This is a genomic window from Bacillus sp. HNG, assembly GCF_003400205.1.
GTDB lineage: Bacteria > Bacillota > Bacilli > Bacillales > Bacillaceae_L > Ferdinandcohnia.
This window is the reverse complement of the sequence record NZ_QUQV01000004.1, coordinates 25,969-50,071: the sequence shown is the minus strand read 5'-3', so window position 1 is coordinate 50,071 and position 24,103 is coordinate 25,969. Positions and strand designations below refer to the sequence as shown.

Here is a 24,103-nt window from a genome sequence, read left to right as displayed (position 1 = left end):
TTTAACATATTCAATATAAGATAGTAGTAAGAGGTGTTTTGTTATGGACCTAGACATTTTACCTGTCGGAGACATGGCCTTACAGATTTTTTACAACAGACCGGCTTCAAAAGACTTGCAGAAACAAATCCAGCGAACGACTAAACAAATTGAGAGAATGAGGTTACAAGGGGTCGTTGAGCTTGTCCCTGCTTTTCAATCGATCACGATTTACTATAATCCCATTCTCACTTCCTATAAAAATCTTTCTGAGCAGGTTTCAGAGATTTGCAGAGGAATATCTCCAATCGAGAACGTCACTTTAAAAGAGGTAATCGTTATTCCAACCTGCTATGATGGCGAGGACCTTGAGCATGTTGCGCTTAGTTCAGGACTATCAACGGAAGAAGTCATCTCCTTACATAGCAGTGCTAGCTATCTCGTCTATATGATTGGCTTTTTACCAGGCTTCCCTTATTTAAAAGGGCTTTCAGATAGGCTTGCAACACCGCGTCTATCAAACCCTAGACTTAAAGTTCCCAAAGGGGCAGTTGGCATCGGCGGTGACCAAACTGGCATTTACCCACTCGAATCACCAGGAGGGTGGAATCTCATTGGTCGAACACCGGTACCATTATTTGACCCTAAAAAGAGAGAACCTTTTTTACTGAAAGCAGGGGACTTTCTACGTTTTACACCGATATCGGCTGATGAATATCTGGAAATTGAAAATCTCGTAAACGAAAATCGATACAGGGTCGAGGTGAAAATACTTGAGAACGATTGATTTGAATTGTGATTTAGGAGAAAGCTTTGGCGCTTATAAAATCGGCAACGATGAGCAGGTATTACCACATATCTCAAGTGCCAATATCGCTTGTGGGTTTCACGCTGGCGACCCACATGTAATGAATCAAACCGTCCAGCTTGCGAAAAAGTATGACCTTGCCATCGGGGCCCACCCTGGATTCCAGGACCTTGTTGGGTTTGGCAGAAGATCCATGGCAGTTTCGCCGTCTGACGTCTATGATCTCGTGATCTATCAAATCGGGGCCCTTTCTGCCTTTTGCCAGGTGCATGATGTGAAACTCACGCATGTAAAGCCACATGGAGCTCTCTATAATATGGCTGCAGTCGATACAAGCCTTGCAGAGGCCATTGCAAAGGCCATCGCCAATTTTGACTCTACACTTGCGTTATACGGGCTTGCCGGTAGCAAATTAATCGAAGCAGGGGAAAAATACGGTCTAAATGCCGTTTCTGAAGTATTTGCGGACCGAACCTATCAGCCTGGCGGAACCTTAACCCCAAGAACCGAGCCTAACGCCATCATTCACGACAGCAATCAGGCCATCAAACAAGTTCTGCAAATGGTGAAAGAGCAAACCGTCCAAACGATTCATGGCGAAGTCATTCCCATCAAAGCAGACTCAATTTGTGTTCACGGAGACAACATTCATGCCATTCAATTCGTACAGAAGTTACGTCAAGCATTAACCAATGAAGGCATTACAATTAAGGCAATCAGGTGATTTAAATGGGACAACCACTTTTTACCGTCCTTAAAAAAGGGCTATATACCACTTTTCAAGACTTAGGTCGCTATGGGTATCAACAATTTGGAGTCGTCACAAGCGGAGCAATGGATTCATATTCAAGCCAACTCGCAAATATTCTTGTCGGCAATCCAAGGGGTGAAGCTGTACTTGAAATTACTATGCTTGGACCAACATTACTTGTGGAGGCAGACACAATTTCAATCGCAGTATGTGGTGCTGATTTAAGCATGACCGTTAACGGAAATAAAGCTCCGTTATGGAAGTCCTTTGTCGTGAAAAAAGGGGACATGATCCGGTTTGGCAAACCAGTCTCAGGTACTCGTGCATACTTAGCGGTAGCTGGTGGTTTTCATGCCGATGAAGTACTGGGAAGTAAATCATATTACCCGAAGGCAAAGCTTGGAGCGGAAATAATTGATGGGGATATTCTTTACGGAACTAGGAGTCTTTTCCGAAAAAACACCGGGCTCACGCGTCATTTTATTCCAACATTTGAAAAAGAGGTTACAGTCCGCGCCATTCCGGGACCACATGACAATTATTTTACAAAGGATACGATCGAAAAATTCTTCACAGACCGGTATCGAGTTGTTCAAGGAGACCGAATGGGCTATCGATTACAGGGGACAACGCCGTTACAGCATAAAGACAAAGCTGAAATCCCATCTGACGCCATCCCACTTGGTGGCATTCAAGTCCCAAGTAGCGGAGAACCGATCATCTTATTAGCCGATCGACAAACGACAGGAGGCTATCCACGAATTGCAACCGTCATTTCTGTTGATATTTATAAAATTGCGCAACTGGCACCCGGTGGAACAATTCGCTTTGAGCGCTGCAGGATTGAAACAGCGCATGAACTCTACAAAAAAAGAGAAAAATTTCTTAAAAACCTTCAGGGATAACGTTATCCTGAAGGTTTTTTTATCATTTCTCGTTTTAGGATATCGGACAAAGCCAAAAATCAACTCAAAAAAGGAAACTCTCTACTTAAAAATCAAATAGAGAGTCTCCGTTTGCATCGTCTTCTTCTAATTTCGTTGCGTTTTGAATCGTCGTTGGTTGCATCGTCTGAATGGGCTGCACAACCTTCGGCATTGGCTGCACTGGCACAGTTTCAACCCGTCTTACCTCAGCTGGCGCCTCATCCAAAACAAGGTCACATAATGTTCGAATTGCCATTAACCGCTCTCTCACCTTTTGTTCGCTTGCTTCACTTTTTGCCATCTGTAATTCTTGGTGCATTTTATCTAAAATCTTACCGACAGATATATTCATAAATTTCAACTCCTATGCCCGAATGTCTACGTTGTAGGAAGGCTTCTGCTTCGTCTGTGGCCGCTTTTCTTCAAACTTCATACAATGTGCCCCAGAGGATCGAAATACCGTGATAGAAGGCATCGCCTGCGTTTTAAAGTTGAAGGCACGACATCCACGAGGAAATTTCGGGTCCCATGTCGTGTAAAAGTGTTTGCATTTTAAGCAATTGACTCTCTTTTGCATCCCTTCACTACCTTTTTGTAAAAATCGATACTCTCATTTTCCCATGTAGGAGGATGCGCGTCAAACTTACATTTTGTCAATCTAGTAATTTGGAGTCTAACCGAATGAAAAAACCCCTCAGATCATCTCTGAGGGGCATTTACGCAGATCATTATGTAAAATTACTTACCAGCAACTGCGTCTTTAAGAGCCTTACCTGGTTTGAATGCAGGTACTTTGCTAGCTGCGATTTCGATTTCTTCACCAGTTTGTGGGTTGCGACCTTTACGAGCAGCACGCTCACGAACTTCGAAGTTACCGAATCCGATTAATTGTACTTTATCTCCGTTGCTTAATGCATTTTGAACAGCTTCAAATACTGCATCTACAGCTTTTGTTGCATCCTTTTTAGATAGTTCTGCACTTTCTGCAACTGCACTGATTAGTTCTGTTTTGTTCATTGTTCAATTCTCCTCTCCAAATAAGCACATATTCTTTTTACCACTTTTTTCATAGGTTCGCAAGATATTAAGCGAAATTTCCCTATTAAACTGTTGGTATAAGCTATTACATCACTAGATTAGCCAAAAAACAAGCATTTCAAACTAATTTTCGATAAATATTTTAAAAAATTTCTTGTTACTACCAAGTTTTACCGAAATTCTAGTTTTTATACTTGGAAATACTATTAAAAAATAAAGTATGAAAGGAGGACTCAACATGGCACGAAGAAAACGTCGACCACTTGTTCCAGAAGCAAGAGAAGAACTTGACCAATTAAAAGCAAACGTCATGAAAAAGCAAGGGTATAAAACAGACCCAAGTAATCCCGACAACGTAAAATATGAGGTCGCAAGGGAACTAGGCATTCCACTAAATGATGAGTACAACGGCAACCTTACATCCAAACAAGCCGGAAAAGTAGGCGGAAACATTGGAGGCAATATGGTCAAAGAAATGATCCGTATGGCACAGGAAAACTTAAATAAACGGGGGTAAGGAGGCATTCTTAAATATGGCAAAAACGAAAAATCGTGTCGGTCAATCCAATCACAGTCAGTACAAGGTTGCAAAAGGACCAAAAGCAAGAGAATCTGGCTATGAGGCAAGCTATGAGTACACAACAGGTAATGAAATAGGAAAGAAAGATCAATAATTCTGAAACTGCCCAAAAACACATGGGCAGTTTTTTCTTTTACACCCCAACCAATTATCGCTAAAATGGATATACAAACGCTTTCAAACTGGAGGTGAATTCGCTTTGTCTGCCCTTTCTAAATTTCTATACGGCATTGGGGTGTTATTATTTCTCATTACTTTTTCACTTACTTGCTATTATGCCTATCAAATTTTCCATTTTGGGAACAATGCTGCAAAAGCTACAAGCGAAGCGCCTCGTTATCATTTCGTTCTTGTTCCACAAGAACTAGACAATGATTATTGGCGACTTGTTGAAAATGGAGCAAAAGTAGCTGCTCAGCATTTCAATGTGGTCCTTGAATACACCGGACCTAAACAAGCAAATACAGAAGAGCATCTTAAGACTCTGGAAATGGCCACTGCGTCAAGGGTGGACGGCATTTTAACACAAGGTCTTCAAGAAGATCAATTTACCCCACTGATAAATCAGATCGTTGAAAAGGGGATCCCTGTGATTACCGTTGATACCGATGCAGCAACAAGCAAGCGATACTCCTATGTTGGTACTGATAATTATTATTCGGGCTTTATTGCCGGTCAGGCGCTTATTCAAGATACAGGTGGGAAAGCAAATGTTGCGATTGTCACTGGACATTTCTACGCTTCTCATCAACAACTTCGTGTTCAAGGCTTTAAAGATGCGATTCAGAATGAGGAAGGGATTCAAATTATTGCAATTGAAGAATCAAATATCACTAGGGTTCGAGCCGCGGAGGCCGCTAACAAAATTCTTAAAGAACATCCAGAGATCACGGCTTTTTATGGAACAAGCGCCTTAGATGGAATCGGAATCGCACAGGTTGTTGAACATTATCAGAAACAAGATCAAATCTATATTATTGGATTTGATACCATTGAAGATACCCTTCACTATATGAAAAAAGGCACAATTGACGCTACCGTCATGCAAGAGCCTTATCAAATGGGATATCGTTCCGTTCAATTGATGATCGACTTAATCGAGGGACGAAACGTTCCGGATACGGTACATACAGAAACTAGAGTCATACGGCCCGAAGACCTGCCACTTGATTCAAAGCGTATCATAAGGATGGATCCATCATGATTATTCGAATCCGTACGAAATTACTTCTTTATTTTATGATTGTCTTTATTATTTTGAATGCGGTTGCCTTTTTGTTTTATAAAAGCAGTGAAAAAATCGTTTCTGAATATGATGATAGCTTTGAAAAGTTTCTGTTATTAAATGATATTTCACAGCAGGTTAATCTCGTCCATGAAAAAATGCAATCCTATATCGTCGAAGAGGAAGATACCTTCCTCAAAGACTATTTTCGCGCCAGAAAGAAGCTTTTAACCTATCAGGGGCAGTTGACCAATGAGCTTTCGAATGAAAATAACGCGATTACTCTATCGAATTATAAAAATATCATTAGTAGTTATATTGAAGCCACTGATCTAACGATTGGCATGTTCCAGAACAAAGAAATAAATCGATACTCCACACACCTAAATGAAGCAACGAAATTTGCAGGTTTTATTCAAGAGACAACGTTGTCATTAGTTAATAACGAACTAACCGATTATCAATTATTTTATGAAGAAATCGAAAAGCAGAACCGCTATTTTAATTTAATGGGGATGTCCTTGTTTAGTTCAACATTTCTATTAAGTTTGCTTCTAGCCATGTGGCTATCAGGCGGAATTACAAAACCAATTCGTCAATTATCCAAGGCAGCCACTGAAATTTCAGAAGGTAACTTTTCCGGTGATGAACTCAAGGTAACAACCAATGATGAGTTAAAATTATTAACGAACACATTTAATCAAATGAGGCTTAATATTCGTCAATTGGTAAGTGAGATCAAGGAACAATCAGAGCTTGATAAGCTACTGAAGGAATTGGAATTAAAAAGCCTACAAAACCAGATCAACCCACACTTCCTGTTTAATACGCTTAATACTGTTTCAAAGATGGCTTACTTGGAAGAGGCTCAAAACACCTCTCGGTTAATCGAAGCAATTGCTGCACTGCTTCGCTATAATTTGGGAGACTTACATAAATCTTCGACTCTCTTAAACGAAGTCAAAATTGTTAAAGAGTATTTCTATATCCAACGTACCCGCTTTGGCGAACGGATTGATTTTAAAATGGAGGTTGACCCGGATTGCTTAAACGTCGAAATACCATCGCTATCCCTCCAGCCCATCATCGAAAATGCATTTATTCATGGGATTGAATCGATGGAGGATGGTGGCATCATCAAGCTACATGTGTTTCGGGTGTCTGATCGAATATGTGTAGAGATTACAGACAATGGAGCAGGGATGGATAAAAACACACTAACTAAGCTTAGGCAAATAGCAGATGGAACTTCGCAAGACGATAGTGTCCCTCTTGAAAAATCAACCGGACATTCAACCGGAATTGGGATAAAAAATGTCATCCAAAGACTTCAGTTATTTTATAAGCGAATGGACGTTGTAGAAATAGAATCAATAAAAGATAGTGGAACCACATTTCGACTTTTGCTTCCTTATGATCAAAAAGGGGTGACAGATCATGATTAAAGTGATAATTGCTGATGACGAATTATTTGAACGGAAGGCGATTACAAAAATCATTCAAACCGAATGTACCGATGTTGAAGTCATCGGTGAGGCTCCAAACGGAAGAGTAGCCATTGAGAAAGCTACACAGCTCAAGCCAGACTTGATTCTTATGGATATCAAAATGCCCGGGATCGATGGAGTTGAAGCGGTTAAGCAAATTAAACAATTAGATCCTGACATTAAATTCATTATGGTATCCGCATTTAACACGTTTGAATATGCAAAAGAAGTGATGCAGCAAGGTGTGAAGGAATACATTTTAAAGCCAAGTCGTAAAGCTGATATCTTAGCTGCCATTGATAGAGTGAAAGCGGAGATTGTGCAGGAAAGAAGACAGGCCAATGCGCAAACCGAGCTTAAAAATCGAATGAAGGAATTACTGGTCCTCGCCCAAAAGGAAGGAATCACATCAATCAATGAGGATCATCCCCATTCAACCGAACTATGGAAAAACAATCAACTCCACGGGTTATTGTCAAAGGCCAAAAAATATATTGATTTGCGCTACTATGAATCTCTAACACTCGAGGAAGTAGCGGAATATGTGGAACTAAGTCCGTATCATTTTAGTAAGCTTTTTAAAGAAAAAATTGGAGTTACCTTCATTGACTACCTCACAACTGTGAGAGTTGATCATGCGAAAAAGGAAATGGATGACCCTAGTAAAAGCTTAAAAGAAATCTGTTATTCCGTTGGCTATAAGGACCCCAATTATTTTAGCAGGGTTTTTAAAAAATATACCGGTATGTCACCATCAGAATATCGAAGCATCACATTAAAATAACCTTACGAAATCAGCTTGAGATAAGCTGATTTCAGACTGTTGACAAACGCTCGCATACTGCGTTGCTTGCCTCTCTCGTCCGCTCATGAAGGCAACTTCTATTCGCGTCTTCGATCGGCTGCACGCCTTGTCTGACAAGCGTTTTCAAGTCAGTCTGAGGAAAGTAATGTATTACTAGATATCCTGAAAAAATCGTGTAGACAAAGTCAGTGCTGACTTTGTCTACACTCTGAAATCAGTTTGAGATAGGCTGTTTTTTTGATCAAAGAGTTTATAGTTGTCTAGCTCCAGGCGCCATCAGCTTTATGGTCTAAGCCAATCGCTTCAGAAGGTAAAATACACCTTCTGTCAGCGCTGGTCTTATGCTTGGACTTGCACAGGACAAGAAAGTCTGCGACAGCATAATCATCGCACGAAAAAAATGCATAGCATTTTCGAGGAAGTGCTGGCATTGACGTTCGTCACAAGCCGTAGTGGTTGTTAGTCGATGTTCCGCTAAAAGGGCGCCTTGCTCTTTCCTACCACCACAAAAAAGTGAAGGTATTCGCAAGAAAGTACAGATTGTAGTTTCTCTCCCTCCCTCTTATCCATGTTACATTTAAATTGTTAACGCTTCCAATAAAAACAAGGGGGATATTCGTATGAAAAAAGGTTTTCTTTTGTCACTTTTGTTTGTATTTGTTTTTGCAATGACTGCATGCAGCTCCGAACCCGGTTCAAAGGAAAAGGATGGAGACAAAGCAAAGTTAGATATCTTCAGCTGGTGGACAGGTGCTGGTGAGGAAGATGGATTAAAAGCTTTAATTGCTTTGTTTGAAGAAAAATATCCAGATGTGCCGATTGAAAATGCCGCTGTTGCAGGTGGGGCTGGAACAAACGCAAAGGCTGTTCTTGCTAGCCGGATGCAAGGGGATGATCCACCGGCTACATTCCAGGTTCATGGTGGAGCTGAGCTTAACGAAGGTTGGGTTGCCGCTGGAAAAATGGAACCATTAAACGACCTTTATGAAGCTGAAGGATGGAATGACAAATTCCCACAAGACTTAATTGATATGGTTAGTAAAGACGGTAATATCTACTCAGTCCCAGTGAACATTCATCGTGGAAACGTACTCTGGTACAACAAGCATGTGTTTGAAGAGAATGGTCTTGAGGCACCAACTACTTTTGATGAATTCTTCGAGGTTGCGGATGCGTTAAAAGCAAAAGGAATTACACCATTAGCATTAGGCGATAAAGAGCCTTGGACGGCTACCCACCTCTATGAAACAGTTCTATTAGGGGTTCTTGGTACAGAGGGTTATGGGAAGTTATGGACAGGGGAAATAGCCTTCGATGATGCAAAGGTTGTTAAAGCTACCGAAATTTTCAAGAAGATGCTTGGATATATTAATGAAGACCATGCCTCTCGTAACTGGCAGGATGCTTCTCAGTTAGTAGCTAATGGCGAAGCTGCTATGAACGTCATGGGTGACTGGGCGAAGGGTTATTTCGTTAATGACCTAAAACTAGTAGTCAATGAGGACTTTGGCTATATCCCAACTCCTGAAACGGATGGTATGTTCATGGTTATTACAGATACATTTGGATTACCAAAAGGGCTTTCAAATGCTGAAGACGTGAAGAAATTCTTATCTGTATTAGGTTCAACTGAAGGTCAGGATGAATTCAACCCGCTAAAGGGATCTATCCCTGCACGTGTAGATGCTGACGTTTCCAAATACGACCAATACGGAAAAGATACAATTGAAGATTTCAAATCTGCGAAGCTAGCACCAAGCCTAGCACACGGCTCTGCTGCTGCAGAAGGTTTCCTAACAAAGGTAAACCAAGCTGTTAACATCTTCGTTACACAGCTCGATGTCAACCAATTTACGGATTCACTTACTTCAGCTGCTGCGGAATTGAAATAACATGATGAAGGGGATGAGAGCTCTCTCACCCCTTCTTTTTAAAGGAAGTTCAAAAAGTCATCAAATGATAAGCTTCGAATCTCTGCGTCACTCGGTCTCTCCGGTCCTCGAGTCGCGAGTTCCTTGATTTTCTTGCTTCTGATTCATCAACTTTTTGAACAATTATCTTACTATAAAGAGGAGGATTATCTATGGAACTAGCAAAACAGTCGAATAAATCCACTCAAAAACAAGCAGAAATCCTTCCTAAAAAGAAACGTGTATTCAATAAAGATCAATTACTGGCCATCGCCTTCCTTTTACCTTCTATTCTGTTAATTACCATTTTTGTTTACGGATTTATCGGATGGACTGGATACGTTTCTCTTAGTAATTGGAATTCACTTGTTCCTGATATGTCGTTTGCCGGCCTGAAAAACTATCTTTACTTATTTGGCGACTTCCGTTTCCAAGCTGATTTGCGAAATACTCTGGTCTTTACCGTTTTGTTTATCGGGGTAGTGATCGTAATCGGCCAGCTTTTAGCCATATTACTAGACCAAAGTTTTTTAAAAGGGGAGTCCATCTTCCGAAACATTTTCTTTTTCCCAATGGCCTTATCCTTTGTTGTAACAGGGGTAGTCTGGCAATGGCTGTTAAATCCCTCCACAGGGGTCAACCTATTTTTAGAAAAAATTGGGCTAGATTCAAAGTGGTATACCAATACTGAGATCTTATTTGGATTTAATTGGGGAAAAATTGAGTTTGGAATTCCATTCGCAATCATCGCTGTCATCATTGCCGCCGTCTGGCAAATGACGGGATTCTCACTTGCGATGTATCTTGCGGGGCTCCGCGGAATACCTGAAGAAGTGAGAGAAGCTGCTCGCATGGACGGGGCAAAGGAATTTCAAATTTACACAAAGATCATCCTCCCCATCCTACGTCCAATTACGGTGAGTGTCGTCATTATCATGGCACATATCTCTCTTAAAATATTTGATTTAATCTATGCGATGACGGGTCCAGGGGCTAACTTTGTAACGGACGTTCCGGGAGTATACATGTTTGAAACAACATTCCGTGGTAATTATTATGCAAACGGGGCCGCTATTGCGATTATCATGCTCGTCTCTGTTGCTATTTTTATTGTTCCTTATTTGATTTCAAGTAGAAAGGGTGAAGCATCATGACCATAAAAACAATCACTCGGCCATTGCTTTACCTGGTGCTAATTGGCCTCAGCCTTTTTTATTTAATGCCCATTTACGTGATAATCGTGACAAGCCTAAAGCCACTTGATCAAATTTCATTAAGTGAGATGTGGAAATTACCTGCCACACTTGACTTTAGCAGCTATCAGCTCGCATTTGAAAAGCTTGTCCCAAATTTCCTTAATTCTATTTATTTAGTAATACCTGCAACTTTGTTGTCTGCCTTATTAGGCGCATTGAACGGTTATGTACTATCGAAATGGCATTTTAAAGGCGCTAATACGTTATTTACGTTGATTTTATTCGGGATGTTTATCCCGTATCAAAGCATTTTAATTCCAATGATTCAATTTTTACGAGAAGTCGGACTTTATAACTCAATTACAGGACTTATTTTTGTCCATGTGGTGTATGGGATTCCGATTACCACACTCATGTTTAGAAACTTTTACGCCAATATTCCTGATGAAATGATTGAATCAGCAAAAATAGACGGAGCCGGATTCCTGCGAATTTTTAGATATATTATGGTACCTCTTTCTATTTCTGGTTTTGTTGTTGTTGCCATCTGGCAATTCACAAATATTTGGAATGAGTTCTTATTTGCGGTTACGATTACAACATCAGACCAACAACCTATCATGGTCGCCTTACAAAACTTATCAGGCAGTCAGATTGTCCAATGGAACGTGCAAATGGCAGGAGCCTTACTTGCAGCTCTTCCCACCTTGCTGGTCTATATCTTCCTCGGCAAATACTTTGTCCGTGGCCTTCTTGCAGGTTCTGTGAAGGGGTAGCTTAGCCCATAACAAAAAACCCCTATGTCACTAAACATAGGGGTCTAAAATCACGCTAATCGATACACTCGCGCCTCATACGGTCTTAATTCAATCAAATCAGTTGCCTCATGGGTCTCAACAGGATAATTAGCTAGCATTAGCCCATCGTACGTAAACTCACCCTCAGGCACTCGACAACCCGCACTTTCAGAGGATAGATTCGTTACCACAATCACTTTCTCGTCACCAAGTGTTCGTGTGTACACATACAGTTGTGGATCTTCCTCTAACAATAAATCATACACACCGTAAGTGAACACCTTGTTACTCTTTTTGAGTGCAATCATTTTTTTATAAAAATGTATGACTGAATCGTTATCAGCCAACTGCTTTTCCACATTGATTTCAACAAAATTTGGGTTTACACCCATCCACGGTTTGCCCGTAGTAAAGCCAGCATTTAGATCACTCGACCATTGCATAGGCGTACGTGAGTTATCACGACTTGTCGCCCAGATTCCCTTCATAATTTCATCGTGCGAAACGCCTTCACTGCGCTTTTCCCGATACAGGTTTTTCGTTGCGACATCGTTATACTCGTCAATTGTCTGGAATTGAACATTTGTCATCCCAATTTCTTGACCTTGATAGATGAACGGAGTTCCTTGCATAAAGAAATACATTGTACCAAGAGCTGTTGCGCTTTGCTTCCAAAATTCCTGGTCATTTCCCCATGTTGAAACGACACGAGGTTGATCGTGGTTTTCAATAAACAATGCATTCCAGCCTTTGTTTTCAAGTCCTTTTTGCCATCTTGTAAGAACCTTTTTTAGACTAACGACATCCAGTTCTCTCTTTTCCACATCCCAAAGGCCTAGGTGCTCAAACTGGAAGACCATATTAAATTTACCTTGCTTCTCATCGACCCATTCGTCCGCGTCATCTGCACTTACACCATTTGCTTCCCCAACGGTCATAATGTCATATTTCGCAAAGGTTTCTTCTTTTAATTCCTGTAAAAATTCTTGGATACCCGGGCGGTTCATATGACCATCATAGGACGGAACATATTTTAAACCTTTTGGATTTGGCATATCTGGGAAACCAGGAACTTTTTTAATATGGCTGATGGCATCCACTCGGAATCCGTCAATCCCTTTATCAAGCCACCAGTTGATCATGCTGTATAACTCATGACGAACCTTTTTGTTTTCCCAGTTTAAATCAGGTTGCTTTGTTGAGAAAATATGCATGTAGTATTGCCCAGTTTTCTCGTCAAATTCCCAAGCTGGTCCACTAAAAATGCTTTCCCAGTTATTTGGTTCCTTCCCGTCTTTACCGTCACTCCAAATATACCAATCACGCTTTGGATTATCCTTTGAAGAACGAGATTCAATAAACCAAGGATGTTCATCACTTGTGTGGTTAATCACCAAGTCAATTATTAACTTCATTCCACGCTTATGAGTTTCCTCGAGAAGCTCATCAAAATCGGCCATATTTCCAAAGTCCGCCATTATGTCCTGATAATCACTAATATCATATCCATTATCGTCATTTGGCGATTTATAAACAGGACAAATCCAAATAACATCAATGCCAAGGTCTTTTACATAATCTAGTTTTGAAATAATCCCTTGTAAGTCACCGATTCCATCACCATTCGAATCCATAAAGCTTCTTGGATAGATCTGATAGGCGACAGCTTCCTTCCACCATACCTGCTTCATTTTTTATCCCTCTTCTTTTTGCATTTCTACTCAGATCGTTAACCGATATACTCTTGCCTCGTAAGGCTTTAATTCTATTTTTTCAATTGATTCATTTCGGTCTACTTCATAATTGCTAATCAATAATTCTTGTGTTTTGTAGCTACAATCTTCTGGTAGCTCAAATAATGATTTCTCTTTTGAAAAGTTCGTTACTACAAGTAATTTTTCATTGTCTAGTATTCTAGTATACGCGTAGATTGTTGGATGCTCCGGTAACAGCAAATCATAGGTGCCATACACCATAATCTCATGCTGTTTTCGTAGCTTAATCAATTTTTGATAATAGGTAAAAATAGAGTTCGGATCGCCAACTTGTTTCTCTGCATTAATTTCATGATAATTTGGATTCACAGATAGCCATGGTGTTCCTGTAGTAAACCCAGCATTTTCACTTTCATCCCACTGCATTGGTGTACGCGCATTGTCTCTTCCTTTTGCGTAGATTGACTGCATAATCTGTTCCGGTTCAACACCAGCCTCTACTTTTTCCTTATACATATTAAGAGTTTCGATATCCTTGTAATCGTCAATCGAATCGAACTGAACATTGGTCATCCCAATTTCTTCACCTTGATATATATATGGGGTTCCCTGCAACATATGCAAAAACGTTCCGAGCATTTTCGCTGACTCTGCCCAATATTCACCATCATCTGCGAACCTGGATACCATTCTAGGCTGATCATGATTGTTTAAATACAAGCTGTTCCAGCCAGAACCTTCAAGCCCCTTTTGCCATTTCGTAATATTTTGCTTTAAATCTAGTAAATTCAATGGACGTACATCCCATTTTTCAGTTGGGCCTGAGTCTAAATCCATATGCTCGAATTGGAAGACCATGTTGAGCTCATTCCGGTCTGCTCCTGTGTAAGCTTTGGCCTCATCGACCGTAACACCAGGCATTTCACCAACAGTCATAATGTCATATTTCGATAAAACCTGTTGATTCATTTCTTGTAAAAATTCATGAATGCGTGGTCCATTCATATAATACGGTGCACCAGACGCATATTTTTTCCCTTCTTGAAGCTCACCATCTGGCAATCCAGGTACCTTTGAAATGAAATTGATTACATCCATACGAAAACCATCAATTCCTTTTTCAAGCCAGAACGTCATCAGGTCATAGACTTCCTGACGAACCTTTGGATTCTCCCAATTCAAATCAGGTTGTTTTTTACTAAATAGGTGTAAAAAGTATTCATCGGTTTGTTCATCATATTCCCATGCTGAACCACTAAAGACAGACTCCCAATTATTCGGTTCCTTTCCGTCTTTACCAGGACGCCAAATATAGTAATCCCGATACGGGTTATCCTTGGACTTTCGTGACTGTTGGAACCATTCATGTTCATCGGAGGAATGATTGACAACTAAGTCCATCATTAGCTTCATTCCGCGTTCATGCATCTGTGAAAGCAATTCATCCCAATCGGCCATCATACCAAATTCCTTCATGATTTCGCGATAGTTACTAATGTCATATCCGTTGTCATCATTTGGGGACTCGTAGACAGGGGAGAGCCAGATAACATCAACGCCGAGATCCTTTAAGTAATCAAGCTTTTCCGTTATTCCCTTTAAATCCCCAATTCCGTCACCATTTGTATCGTTAAAGCTTCTTGGATAGATTTGATAAACAACACTTTCTTTCCACCATGCTTTGTTTCCCATTTCCTATTCCCCACTTTCTACTTAATCCGTGCACACGACTTTCGTTCAATTAACTTGGCCGGTATTGTAATCCGTTTCGGTAGGACATTCGGATCTTTTATTTTTTCAAGTAAACAACTTGCACCTTGCATTCCTAGCTGAAAAATATCAATATCCACTGAAGTGAGGGGAGGCTTTGAATATTGTGCAAGTAACACATTGTTGAAGCTTGTGATTGAAACATCCTCTGGCACTCGAATATTCATTTCCTCAAAATGACTCATCAACTCGATTGCGATAAAATCATCTGTACAAACCAATGCAGTAGGGGACTCAACAGATCTTAAAAAGGACTTAATTGCCTCTTTCCCTTTGCTTAGTGAACGTTTATGAACGATATAGTCCTCATTAAAAGGAATCCCTGACTCACTTAGAGCTTGTTTATACCCCTCGAGGCGGTCCAGCATAAACACGAAGTCGCCATCAAAACCAATAAACGCAATTTTCGTATGTCCCAATCCAATCAGATATTCCGTTACAACTTTTGTAATATATATATTGTCATTGTCAACATGGATAATACGTTCTGCTCCAAGCACTGGACGACCAATGACTGTAAAAGGAAAATCAATTTTCTGTAGATAATTAATGACGCGGTCATCCGTCCGAGAATAAAGGAGAATTAAGCCATCCACACGGCGACCTTGAACCATCCCCACAACTTCCTCAAAGATCTCTTCTTCAGTTCCAGCTGTTGAAAGGTACATTCCGTACTTATGCTCGCGGGCTTGAACACTGATTCCTCTAATGACTTCCGGGAAGAAGGGGTCTTGGAGCACATGGGATGCTGAGAATGGCATCACAACCCCAATTGTTGCCGTGCTTTTCACAGCTAAACTACGCGCTGTAAAGTTGGGATGATACCCGAGCTTTTCCATCGCTTCTCGTACGCGTATTTTCGTTTCTTCACTTATTCGAGGGTTATCCGCAATAACCCTTGAAACAGTGGATGGCGATACATTTGCCTCTTTTGCGACATCTTTAATCGTAATAGCCATATATACCCTCCATATCAGAAAAGCGCAAGGCGCCCGCCTATCGGAGAAAAGCATAAGACGAGCGCTGACAGAAGGTGTTTTTTACCTTCCGAAGCGATTGGCTTAGACCATAGAGCCGATGGCGCCTGGAGCTAGACATAGATAAACTCATTAATAATATTTAAACTATATTATCTTTATTTTAAAAAAGGGGGAGTCCCCTTGATTATCCAATTTTACTTTACAGAGCCTTCTGCAATCCCCTTGATAATGTGTTTTTGCATAAAGAAATACACAAGAATCACCGGAATAATCGCTATCGTTAAACCTGCAAGAGCTAAATGCCATTGTTTTGTATATTGACCAAAGAAGAAGAACATCTTCAACGGAATTGTATGCATTCCTTCTTGGTTAATTACAAGGGATGGTAATAAATAGTCATTCCAAATCCAAATGATATTTAAAATGGCTACCGTTACTGAAATTGGCTTTAACATCGGGAAAATGATGTGCCAGAAAATTTGCCATCTGTTTGCGCCGTCAATAGTAGCGGCTTCATCCAAAGATTTTGAAATCCCCTGAAGGGAACCATGATATAAGAAAATTGATAAACTACTACCAAAACCAAGATACATGAAAATAATGCCAAATCGATTTAATAAATCAAATTTACCAAACAGTGATACTAATGGAATCATGACTGATTGGAATGGAATTAGCATGGCCGCGATAAACAGGAAGAAAATCAGACCGCTAATTTTTCCTTTCCGACGGTTTAACGCATATGCTGCCATTGATGAAAAAAGAACAATCACTGCAACACCTAATACCGTGATTAGCACGGAGTTAAAGAAGGTGCGGATAAAATCAAGCTCTTCAAATGCTTGAACATAGTTATCAAATGTAAAAACATCCGGTAGTTTTAATGTATCTGTAAAAATTTCACGTTTTGTTTTAAATGAGTTTACGATCATTAAATAGAAAGGGGAGAGCCAAATGAGGCCAAGAACAATGCCTAATATTTCAAGCAAATATAAATTTCGTTTTTTACTTTTCATTACATTTCGACCTCCCGTTTCTTATTAATGTAAACCTGTGTTAATGAAATAGCTGCTACAATCAGAAAGAAAATAATCGCTTTTGCCTGTCCATATGCGTAATTATTTTCAGAGAATGCTGTTTTGAAAATTTCCATTGCTACCATTTGTGTTGAGTTATATGGACCACCGCCTGTTAAACTTAGGTTTTGGTCATAAAGCTTAAACGTATTTGATAACGTTAAGAACAAACTAACTGTAAACGCTGGTGCAACAAGAGGGAACGTGATATTTCTAAAACGCTGGAAGCTGCTTGCTCCATCGATTTCTGCTGCTTCGAGTAATTCTTGTGGAACACTTTCTAGGTAAGAAATATAGATGATCATGATATAACCTGACATTTGCCAACTCATGAGAATAACCAATGCCCAAAAACCAGTGGTATCCGTAGATAACCAACCTTTGAACGCTGCAATACCAGTTACATCTCCAATACTCGCAAATACCTTCATGAAAATAAATTGCCAAATAAATCCGAGAATTAGTCCACCAATTAAGTTAGGCATGAAAAAGATAGTACGTAAAATATTATTGGTTTTAAGCTTTTGTGTAACAAGTAAAGCTAATGATAGTCCGAAAAAGTTAATTAGGAAGATAGAAACAACAGAGAATTTCACGGTAAACCATAGGGAATCCATAAATTCTTTATCCTGAATTAGCTTTTGATAGTGTTCAAGTCCGACAAACTCGGTAATCTTAATTCCATTCCAGTTTGTAAAAGAGTAATAAGTTCCAAAAATTAATGGTACGATTACAACAACCGCAAGCGCCAATAAGGTTGGTGCTAAAAATAACCAATACCATAGATTCCGGTTTCGCATAATATAATTCCTCCATTTGCTCGAAATCCCGAAACATTTAGTGAGTCAACGTTTTGTTAAAAAGAAAACAAAGCAACGTTGTGCTGCCTTGTTTTCGATTGTAAAGTCTTATTTTCTTGAATCTTCCCAAGCTTTTTGAGATTCCTTCACAAGGTCATCCCAACTCATTTCACCACTGATATATTTTTGAATATTTACACCAAGCTGTTGCTCTCCCCAACCAGTTGGGTAGCCCATGAATACCCAAGGAATTGTTTTTCCTTCTGTTGAATACTCATATACTGCTTTTCCTAGTGGATCAGAAACTTTTGAAGCGTCAAATCCTTCATATGCAGGGATGAATTTAAAGTCTTCTAATACAGCTGTTTTTCCTTCTTCAGAAGTGTATAACCAATCTAAGAAATCTTTTGCTGCCTTCACTTCTGCATCATCTTTGTTACTGTTTACAGCCCAATACATTGGGACACCAACTGGGATTGAATCTTCTTTGTAGCCTTCAACAGGAATTGGGAGAATACTTACACCGTTATTTGCAAGCTCTTCATCAATACCAGCGATTGAACCATATACCCAGTTACCTTGTTGAATCATTGCTACACGACCAGTAGAGAATAGCTCTTCTACTTGCATTGCATAGTCTAAGCTTACTGTTGGTTGAACAGAATACTCATTTTGTAAATCTAATACTTTCTTAAATGCATCGCCATATTCAAACTCTACAGATTTAGAGTCGAAAGTTCCTAATACATTTCCTTCAAATTCAGGAGATAAGAATGTGTTTGATAAATGTAAGCCTGTTACCCATTTTTCTTTACCCGGTAGGGCAAACACTGCATCTAAACCTAATTCATCTTTCTTGCTATCTAATGTTTTAACTGCTTCTTCTAAAGCAGCAAATGTTGTAATCTCATCTGGATTGATTCCAGCTTTTTCGAAAACTGCAGTATTGTAAATTAATCCATATCCTTCTTGGTTAAATGGAAGTCCTAATACTTTACCGTCTTGAGAAACACCTTCAAGAGTTCCTTCTAATGCAGCATCAGCAGCAGCAGTGTCAGAAAGGTCTGCTAGGCTGTCCGCCCAGTCTGCAACGTCTTGAGGTCCACCAATATTATAGATTGTTGGCTCTTCTCCTGAAGCAAATTTTGAACGAAGTGCTGCACCGTAATCTTCTCCACCACCAACAGTTGTGATGTTAATTTTAACTCCATCATGTGATTCCTCGTATTGTTTTGCAACAGTTTCAAATTGATCCTTGAATTCTACTTTGAATTGGAAGATATCAACTGTAGTTGTTGAACCGCTTTCACTTTTGCTTGAGCCTTCTTCTTTTGAAGAACATCCTACAAGTGCAACACTTATTAAAATTAATAGTGCCATTAATGTAGGGATAATTTTCTTTGCCTTCATGGTAAAACCCCCATATGTTCATTTTTGAAAGGAAGGAACCGTTGCACAAATTAAGGAAATCGTTTGCATTAATTTAGATGTATTGTCAACTTTGTGAATCATACACAAAACGACAATACCATATTTCACACTGAAAAAACCTTGATACTACTACACTTACCATGTTATATCACATTTGCGCAACTTTGCGCAAACGGTTGCATTCCCTTTACAAGATTTATATTAGCATGACCAAAATATAATTTCAACAAAAAAGTTTAATCGTTTTCATTTTTTCTATTAAAACTATTATTAACGTGAACAATAAATGGATACTTGCAATGCAATTTTTCATGTGATATATTGTTCGTTGTCAATTAAATGACCAAATTCCTCATTTGGTCACATTACTAAAAATGGGGTGATCAAGGTGGCAATTGATAGAAGACAACTCATCATCGAAGCTGCTACAAAGTCATTCTCTTTATTCGGATACAAAGCGACGACAATGGACCAAGTTGCTAAGCTTGCGAATGTTGGAAAAGGCACGATTTATACCTTTTTTAAAAATAAAGAGGAATTATTCGACGAGATAGTCAGTACTCTAATAAGGGACATGAAGGTTGTAGCCGAAGAAGCGATGGACAAAAATAGTACCTTTTATGAAAATGCACACCGTGTGCTCTTTCGATTGCTAGAATTTCGTAAGTCCCACCAGTTAACAATCAAGCTATTTCAGGAAGAAAGAGATATTGGAACGCAAGCTGTTGTTGAAGTCGTTCAACGCGTCGAGCAAGCCATTATCAACTATATGAAAGGCATTATTCAAGAGGCCATTGACCGTGATGAGATCAAGCCTTGCAACCCTGAAATCACCGCTTTTGTCATGTTAAAGCTTTATGTTTCGTTAATTTTTGATTGGGAACGAAATCACGAGCCACTTGAAAAAGAAGAAATCTCAAATCTATTTAAGCTGTATTTCTTCAATGGATTGGAAAAATAGCCATATATCAAGGGTCCTCAAATTGAGTACCCATCTTATTTGGTTAAAAATGACCATTTGAACAAAATAGTCAATTATTTATTTAGGAGGAATTTTATATGAAGGGATCATCCTTTTCTGCTGAATTAAAAAGCATCCTTTCCAATCGAAAAATCCTTATTCCTATTTTAGCAGTCGCTTTTGTACCGGTTTTATATGCCGGAATGTTCCTTTGGGCATTTTGGGATCCATACGACCACATGGAGGATTTACCGGTAGCGATTGTAAATGAGGATGCAGGAGCTAATTTCGAAGGAAACGATTTACAGCTTGGAAAAGAGCTGACCGATAAGCTTTCGGATAACAACAATTTTAAGTTTCATATTGTGTCTAAGAAAGATGGATATAAAGGACTTGAAAACAGGGACTATTATTTACTAGTTGAGATTCCTGAAGATTTTTCATCGAATGCAACTACTTTGTTAGATAGCCATCCACAAAAATTAGAGCTTAAATATGTACCAAACGAAAGCACAAACTTTTTATCTTCACAGATTGGAGAAACAGCGATCGAAAAAATAAAGGCTGAAATCTCAAAAAACGTAACAGCCACTTACGCTGAAACGATGTTTGACAAGGTTCAGGACTTAGCAGACGGATTAACTCAAGCAAGTGACGGTTCTGAACAACTAGCTGAAGGTGCCGTGAAGGTTAATGACGGTTCAAAAACGCTAGAAGAAAATTTAGCCGTATTAGCCTCAAAATCAATAGAATTCACAGATGGGGTCAAAAAGGCGTCGTCAGGTGCAAGCGATCTTGCAGCTGGAACGGACCAAGTAAAAGCTGGGCTTGGCGAAGTGAATGAAAAACTTCCTTCTTTAGTAGATGGAACAAATCAAGTCCAAGACGGGGTTGCCCTTATGAAGGACGAACTTCCAAAGCAAATTGCTGAAGGCATAACCGCCCAACTTAACGAAAGTGTTGGACAGGTAGATGTTGGTCTTGATGAGCTAGAAACAAAGCTTAGCACTGGTCTTTCCACACAGCTTACAAATGGGATTGCAGCTAATCTGTCTGAAAAATTGGCAGATCAAATGATTGCATCTCAAACGCAACAAATGGGGCAACTAAAAGCTGCACTAATTGAAAATCAAATTATGGATGAGGCACATGCCTCTGCTTTTATCGCCCAAATGACACAAGGACAGCCAACGAGAGGCGAACTCCAAAGCCAACTTGAACAACAATTGGTCGAACAGCTTAAACCAAGCATAACAGCGGGAGTGTCTAATGGATTAGATCAAGGTTTTAGTCAATTCAAAACTGGTTTACACCAACAATTCGGTGCAGCAACAGCTGGCTTAGAAAACCAATTAGCTTCTCAAACCGCTCCTTCCTTTAACCGATTACTAGCAGGGCTACAACAGGTTAATGAAGGTCAAGTCAGCCTACAACAAGGAATTGAAAAATTATTTAACGGCTCGGTCGCTCTTCAAAATGGCGCCCAAGATTTAACAGCTGGTATGGGTCAATTAACAAACGGGGCTGCCCAACTACAAAATGGTGCCGGACAGCTTGCAGAAGGATCGAAGGAATTAGAAGAAGGTACGGTTCAACTAGCTGATGGTTCATCTGAACTTGCAGGGAAACTAGCAGAAGGTGCTGAACAAGCAAACTCTGTTGAAGCGAATGACGAAACCTATGACATGATGGGTGAACCTGTCACTGTCAAAAAACAAGAAATTAACACAGTTCCTAACTATGGAACCGGCTTTGCACCATATTTTATTTCACTCGGTTTATTTGTGGGTGCATTGCTCATGTCAATTGTGTTTAAACTTAAAGAACCTGTTATTCAACCGAAAAATGCATTCCGTTGGTTCTTTAGCAAATTTGGGGTGTTGGCAATTGTCGGCACCATCCAGGCAATTCTAGTGGATGTCATTTTACTAGAAGGATTAAAAATTGAGGTCGCTAGCATTCCATTATTCTTTATTACTTCATTGATCACAAGCTTTGTCTTTTTAACCTTAATTCAAATGCTTGTTACAATGATGGGTGACCCTGGTCGCTTTATTGCGATTGTGATCTTAATTTTACAATTAACAACAAGTGCTGGAACCTTCCCACTTGAATTAATTCCAAATGCACTTCAACCAATTAACGCACTGTTACCGATGACTTATTCGGTTCAGTCGTTTAAGGCGGTTATATCAAGTGGTGACTTTGCCTACATGTGGCATAACAACTTGATTCTCTTAACCTATATGGTTGCTTTCATGGCGATTACAATTGGGTATTTTGCCATTAAGATGAAGAAGGAAAACGTACAGGTTGAAATGAATTAAGGTACATGAAGAAAGCTAGGGATGCTCGGTCCCTAGCTTTTTGATTACGTATAAAAATGTATTTGTCTTATTCGTCAGATTTTAATTTCTTCACTTTTTCAGGTGTCACGTCATTTCCAAGTGGATCAAGCACCTTTAATGATGAGAAAGTATGAGTTACTTGACCGCGAATTTCACGCAAATAATCTTCACGTAGTACTTGTTGTTCCACTTTTTCCGCGGGTGTTAGTCCTTCTTCACGTGCTTTCTTCGCTAACTCATTGATCCGTTTTAAACCCTCAATCATATTATCGCTCCCTCTGATGTGCTTGAAAATTAGTTTCACCTTATTTTTACATAACATCCACGATTGGACTAGTACAATGTGCAGTCAACTTATGGGTCAGTGGGACATTTTAAGAAAAATATATTATGGCATTGAACTCGTAATGAAATGAATACACAACGTAACGAAAACTAAAAACACCATAAACCAATTGGATAGCATCATTAAATTTCTTATTATACTACTCTTATTTTTCAACATCATAATCAAGATAAAACCAATAATAATTGAAATGATCCAAATGATTATTCCTATTTTAGAAAATAAATAACTCGAATTCTTAACCCATAGTATTAAAATTACGGATTGAAATACTATTAATAGTAAAGAGATAAATTTCATTTGAAACGCCCTCAACTTTTCTTAATCTCCATTGAAATTCCATCTGTAATCATATGTTTCACATTCACCCTCGACCAACGGTTTGACCCGTAACAACCCTTGTAGAGTTTTTCCCCTTAACGAGTTTTAACGTCGCTACGATTAGAAAGCTAACAATCACTAATAAAAGCCATGAACTTACCTTTCCAAGATGAACGAGACTCCATGCTTCAGTTTGGTTTGGATATTGCCACGCTCCAAAAAATGTCGCAATATTTTCAGCTATCCATATAAAAAATCCAATAAGTACAAACGAAAGTGCGAGTGGCATACGGTAGCGAGTTCCACCAACCTCGTATGTAACCCATGATTTCCAAAAAACAATAATCACAAGAGCAGATAACCACCAACGGACGTCCACCCAAAAGTGATGGGTAAAAAAGTTTAAATAGATCGCCGCTGCGAGAGGTACCACTATCAAAAACGGTGGCCACTTAACTAGGTCCACCTTAAGCCTCCTCCACGCCTGGCAAAGATAACTTGCTACACTTGCATACATGAATCCGCTATACAAAGGCACTCCAAAAATTTTAAATATCCCTTCCTCTGGATATGACCATGACCCCATATGTGTCTTGAAGATTTCAAGCGCTAAACCAATAAGGTGGAACAAGGTAATAACTTTTAGTTCATCACGTGTTTCAAGCCCAGAGCGCACCATCACCCACTGCATGAAGAGACAAATGATAAGTAGCCAGTCGTACCTAGGTAAGAAGGGGAGTGAGATTACTTGAGTAATCGCCAATGAAGCAAAAATAACAACAGGAAACAAACAGGATAGGGCTTGCTCCCATCCAAAACGTACAAGCTGTCTTAAAGCTCTCATCAATTGTGC

Annotated in this window: 23 protein-coding genes; 13 read left to right on the top strand and 10 right to left on the bottom strand. The window is 39.5% G+C overall.

The genetic code is table 11. The features are described 5' to 3' along the window. Window positions 1–43: 43 nt before the first annotated feature. Genes pxpB through DZB84_RS08995 form a run of 3 tightly spaced genes read left to right on the top strand, consistent with a single transcriptional unit; the run spans window position 44 to window position 2,443 of the window. On the top strand, window positions 44–766 hold the full coding sequence (gene pxpB, locus DZB84_RS09005; protein ID WP_116351923.1) for a 5-oxoprolinase subunit PxpB: 723 nt from the start codon (window positions 44–46) through the stop codon (window positions 764–766). After that, window positions 753–1,511 (top strand): 5-oxoprolinase subunit PxpA, encoded by a 759-nt coding sequence (gene pxpA / locus DZB84_RS09000; RefSeq protein WP_116351922.1) that lies wholly within the window; start codon window positions 753–755, stop codon window positions 1,509–1,511. Before pxpB ends, pxpA begins: the two co-directional genes overlap by 14 nt. 5 nt (window positions 1,512–1,516) lie before the next feature. Further along, a complete protein-coding gene (locus DZB84_RS08995; protein ID WP_116351921.1) occupies window positions 1,517–2,443 on the top strand; it encodes a 5-oxoprolinase subunit C family protein in 927 nt (308 codons plus the stop codon). A gap of 85 nt (window positions 2,444–2,528) precedes the next feature. Here the strand turns inward: DZB84_RS08995 and DZB84_RS08990 are convergent, their stop codons facing one another. Both DZB84_RS08990 and DZB84_RS08980 read right to left on the bottom strand, forming a co-directional pair. Continuing rightward, window positions 2,529–2,816, bottom strand: a complete 288-nt coding sequence (locus tag DZB84_RS08990) for a YwdI family protein (protein WP_116351920.1) — start codon at window positions 2,814–2,816, stop codon at window positions 2,529–2,531. Between the two features lie 386 nt (window positions 2,817–3,202). After that, complete coding sequence (locus DZB84_RS08980) at window positions 3,203–3,481, bottom strand: HU family DNA-binding protein (RefSeq protein ID WP_116351918.1); 279 nt, start codon at window positions 3,479–3,481, stop codon at window positions 3,203–3,205. Window positions 3,482–3,740: 259 nt separating this feature from the next. Between DZB84_RS08980 and DZB84_RS08975 the strand changes: the two genes are divergently transcribed. The 8 genes from DZB84_RS08975 to DZB84_RS08945 all read left to right on the top strand — a co-directional run bounded on the left by DZB84_RS08975 (window position 3,741) and on the right by DZB84_RS08945 (window position 11,481). Continuing rightward, window positions 3,741–4,019, top strand: coding sequence for an alpha/beta-type small acid-soluble spore protein (locus tag DZB84_RS08975; protein ID WP_116351917.1), 279 nt, complete (start codon window positions 3,741–3,743; stop codon window positions 4,017–4,019). 16 nt (window positions 4,020–4,035) lie between these two features. Continuing rightward, entirely contained in the window at window positions 4,036–4,176 is a 141-nt protein-coding gene (locus tag DZB84_RS24870) for a hypothetical protein (RefSeq protein ID WP_189655198.1), read from the top strand. A 105-nt stretch (window positions 4,177–4,281) separates the two neighbouring features. Continuing rightward, on the top strand, window positions 4,282–5,286 hold the full coding sequence (locus tag DZB84_RS08970) for a sugar-binding protein (protein WP_116351916.1): 1,005 nt from the start codon (window positions 4,282–4,284) through the stop codon (window positions 5,284–5,286). Next, a complete protein-coding gene (locus DZB84_RS08965; protein WP_189655197.1) occupies window positions 5,283–6,752 on the top strand; it encodes a sensor histidine kinase in 1,470 nt (489 codons plus the stop codon). Before DZB84_RS08970 ends, DZB84_RS08965 begins: the two co-directional genes overlap by 4 nt. Beyond that, entirely contained in the window at window positions 6,745–7,578 is an 834-nt protein-coding gene (locus tag DZB84_RS08960; protein ID WP_317616389.1) for a response regulator transcription factor, read from the top strand. Before DZB84_RS08965 ends, DZB84_RS08960 begins: the two co-directional genes overlap by 8 nt. A gap of 641 nt (window positions 7,579–8,219) precedes the next feature. Continuing rightward, window positions 8,220–9,491, top strand: a complete 1,272-nt coding sequence (locus tag DZB84_RS08955; RefSeq protein WP_116351915.1) for an ABC transporter substrate-binding protein — start codon at window positions 8,220–8,222, stop codon at window positions 9,489–9,491. A 191-nt stretch (window positions 9,492–9,682) separates the two neighbouring features. Continuing rightward, the gene (locus tag DZB84_RS08950) at window positions 9,683–10,663 is read left to right on the top strand and encodes a carbohydrate ABC transporter permease (protein ID WP_116351914.1); all 981 of its coding nucleotides are present in this window, start codon (window positions 9,683–9,685) and stop codon (window positions 10,661–10,663) included. Then, window positions 10,660–11,481, top strand: a complete 822-nt coding sequence (locus DZB84_RS08945; protein WP_116351913.1) for a carbohydrate ABC transporter permease — start codon at window positions 10,660–10,662, stop codon at window positions 11,479–11,481. The genes DZB84_RS08950 and DZB84_RS08945 overlap by 4 nt, the downstream gene beginning before the upstream one ends. Before the next feature lie 50 nt (window positions 11,482–11,531). Here the strand turns inward: DZB84_RS08945 and DZB84_RS08940 are convergent, their stop codons facing one another. The 6 genes from DZB84_RS08940 to DZB84_RS08915 all read right to left on the bottom strand — a co-directional run bounded on the left by DZB84_RS08940 (window position 11,532) and on the right by DZB84_RS08915 (window position 19,253). After that, window positions 11,532–13,193, bottom strand: a complete 1,662-nt coding sequence (locus tag DZB84_RS08940) for a glycoside hydrolase family 13 protein (protein ID WP_116351912.1) — start codon at window positions 13,191–13,193, stop codon at window positions 11,532–11,534. Window positions 13,194–13,223: 30 nt separating this feature from the next. Continuing rightward, window positions 13,224–14,909 carry a glycoside hydrolase family 13 protein gene (locus DZB84_RS08935; protein ID WP_116351911.1) on the bottom strand — a complete coding sequence of 562 codons (1,686 nt, stop codon included), beginning with the start codon at window positions 14,907–14,909 and terminating at the stop codon, window positions 13,224–13,226. Between the two features lie 17 nt (window positions 14,910–14,926). Beyond that, complete coding sequence (locus DZB84_RS08930; protein WP_116351910.1) at window positions 14,927–15,946, bottom strand: LacI family DNA-binding transcriptional regulator; 1,020 nt, start codon at window positions 15,944–15,946, stop codon at window positions 14,927–14,929. Between the two features lie 215 nt (window positions 15,947–16,161). Continuing rightward, window positions 16,162–16,983, bottom strand: a complete 822-nt coding sequence (locus DZB84_RS08925) for a carbohydrate ABC transporter permease (protein WP_116351909.1) — start codon at window positions 16,981–16,983, stop codon at window positions 16,162–16,164. Continuing rightward, window positions 16,983–17,843, bottom strand: a complete 861-nt coding sequence (locus tag DZB84_RS08920; RefSeq protein ID WP_116351908.1) for a carbohydrate ABC transporter permease — start codon at window positions 17,841–17,843, stop codon at window positions 16,983–16,985. The genes DZB84_RS08925 and DZB84_RS08920 overlap by 1 nt, the downstream gene beginning before the upstream one ends. A 108-nt stretch (window positions 17,844–17,951) precedes the next feature. Continuing rightward, window positions 17,952–19,253 carry an ABC transporter substrate-binding protein gene (locus DZB84_RS08915; protein WP_116351907.1) on the bottom strand — a complete coding sequence of 434 codons (1,302 nt, stop codon included), beginning with the start codon at window positions 19,251–19,253 and terminating at the stop codon, window positions 17,952–17,954. A gap of 409 nt (window positions 19,254–19,662) precedes the next feature. Here DZB84_RS08915 and DZB84_RS08910 point away from each other — a divergent pair, with 409 nt between their 5' ends. Both DZB84_RS08910 and DZB84_RS08905 read left to right on the top strand, forming a co-directional pair. After that, complete coding sequence (locus DZB84_RS08910) at window positions 19,663–20,235, top strand: TetR/AcrR family transcriptional regulator (RefSeq protein ID WP_189655196.1); 573 nt, start codon at window positions 19,663–19,665, stop codon at window positions 20,233–20,235. Window positions 20,236–20,333: 98 nt separating this feature from the next. Beyond that, the gene (locus tag DZB84_RS08905) at window positions 20,334–22,562 is read left to right on the top strand and encodes a YhgE/Pip domain-containing protein (protein ID WP_116351906.1); all 2,229 of its coding nucleotides are present in this window, start codon (window positions 20,334–20,336) and stop codon (window positions 22,560–22,562) included. 67 nt (window positions 22,563–22,629) lie between these two features. On the opposite strand, the gene DZB84_RS08900 is transcribed toward DZB84_RS08905, so the two are convergent. Together DZB84_RS08900 and DZB84_RS08895 are read right to left on the bottom strand one after the other, a co-directional pair. After that, entirely contained in the window at window positions 22,630–22,848 is a 219-nt protein-coding gene (locus DZB84_RS08900) for a DUF896 domain-containing protein (protein ID WP_116351905.1), read from the bottom strand. A gap of 445 nt (window positions 22,849–23,293) precedes the next feature. Next, window positions 23,294–24,094, bottom strand: coding sequence for a DUF817 domain-containing protein (locus DZB84_RS08895; protein ID WP_116351904.1), 801 nt, complete (start codon window positions 24,092–24,094; stop codon window positions 23,294–23,296). Window positions 24,095–24,103 lie beyond the last annotated feature (9 nt).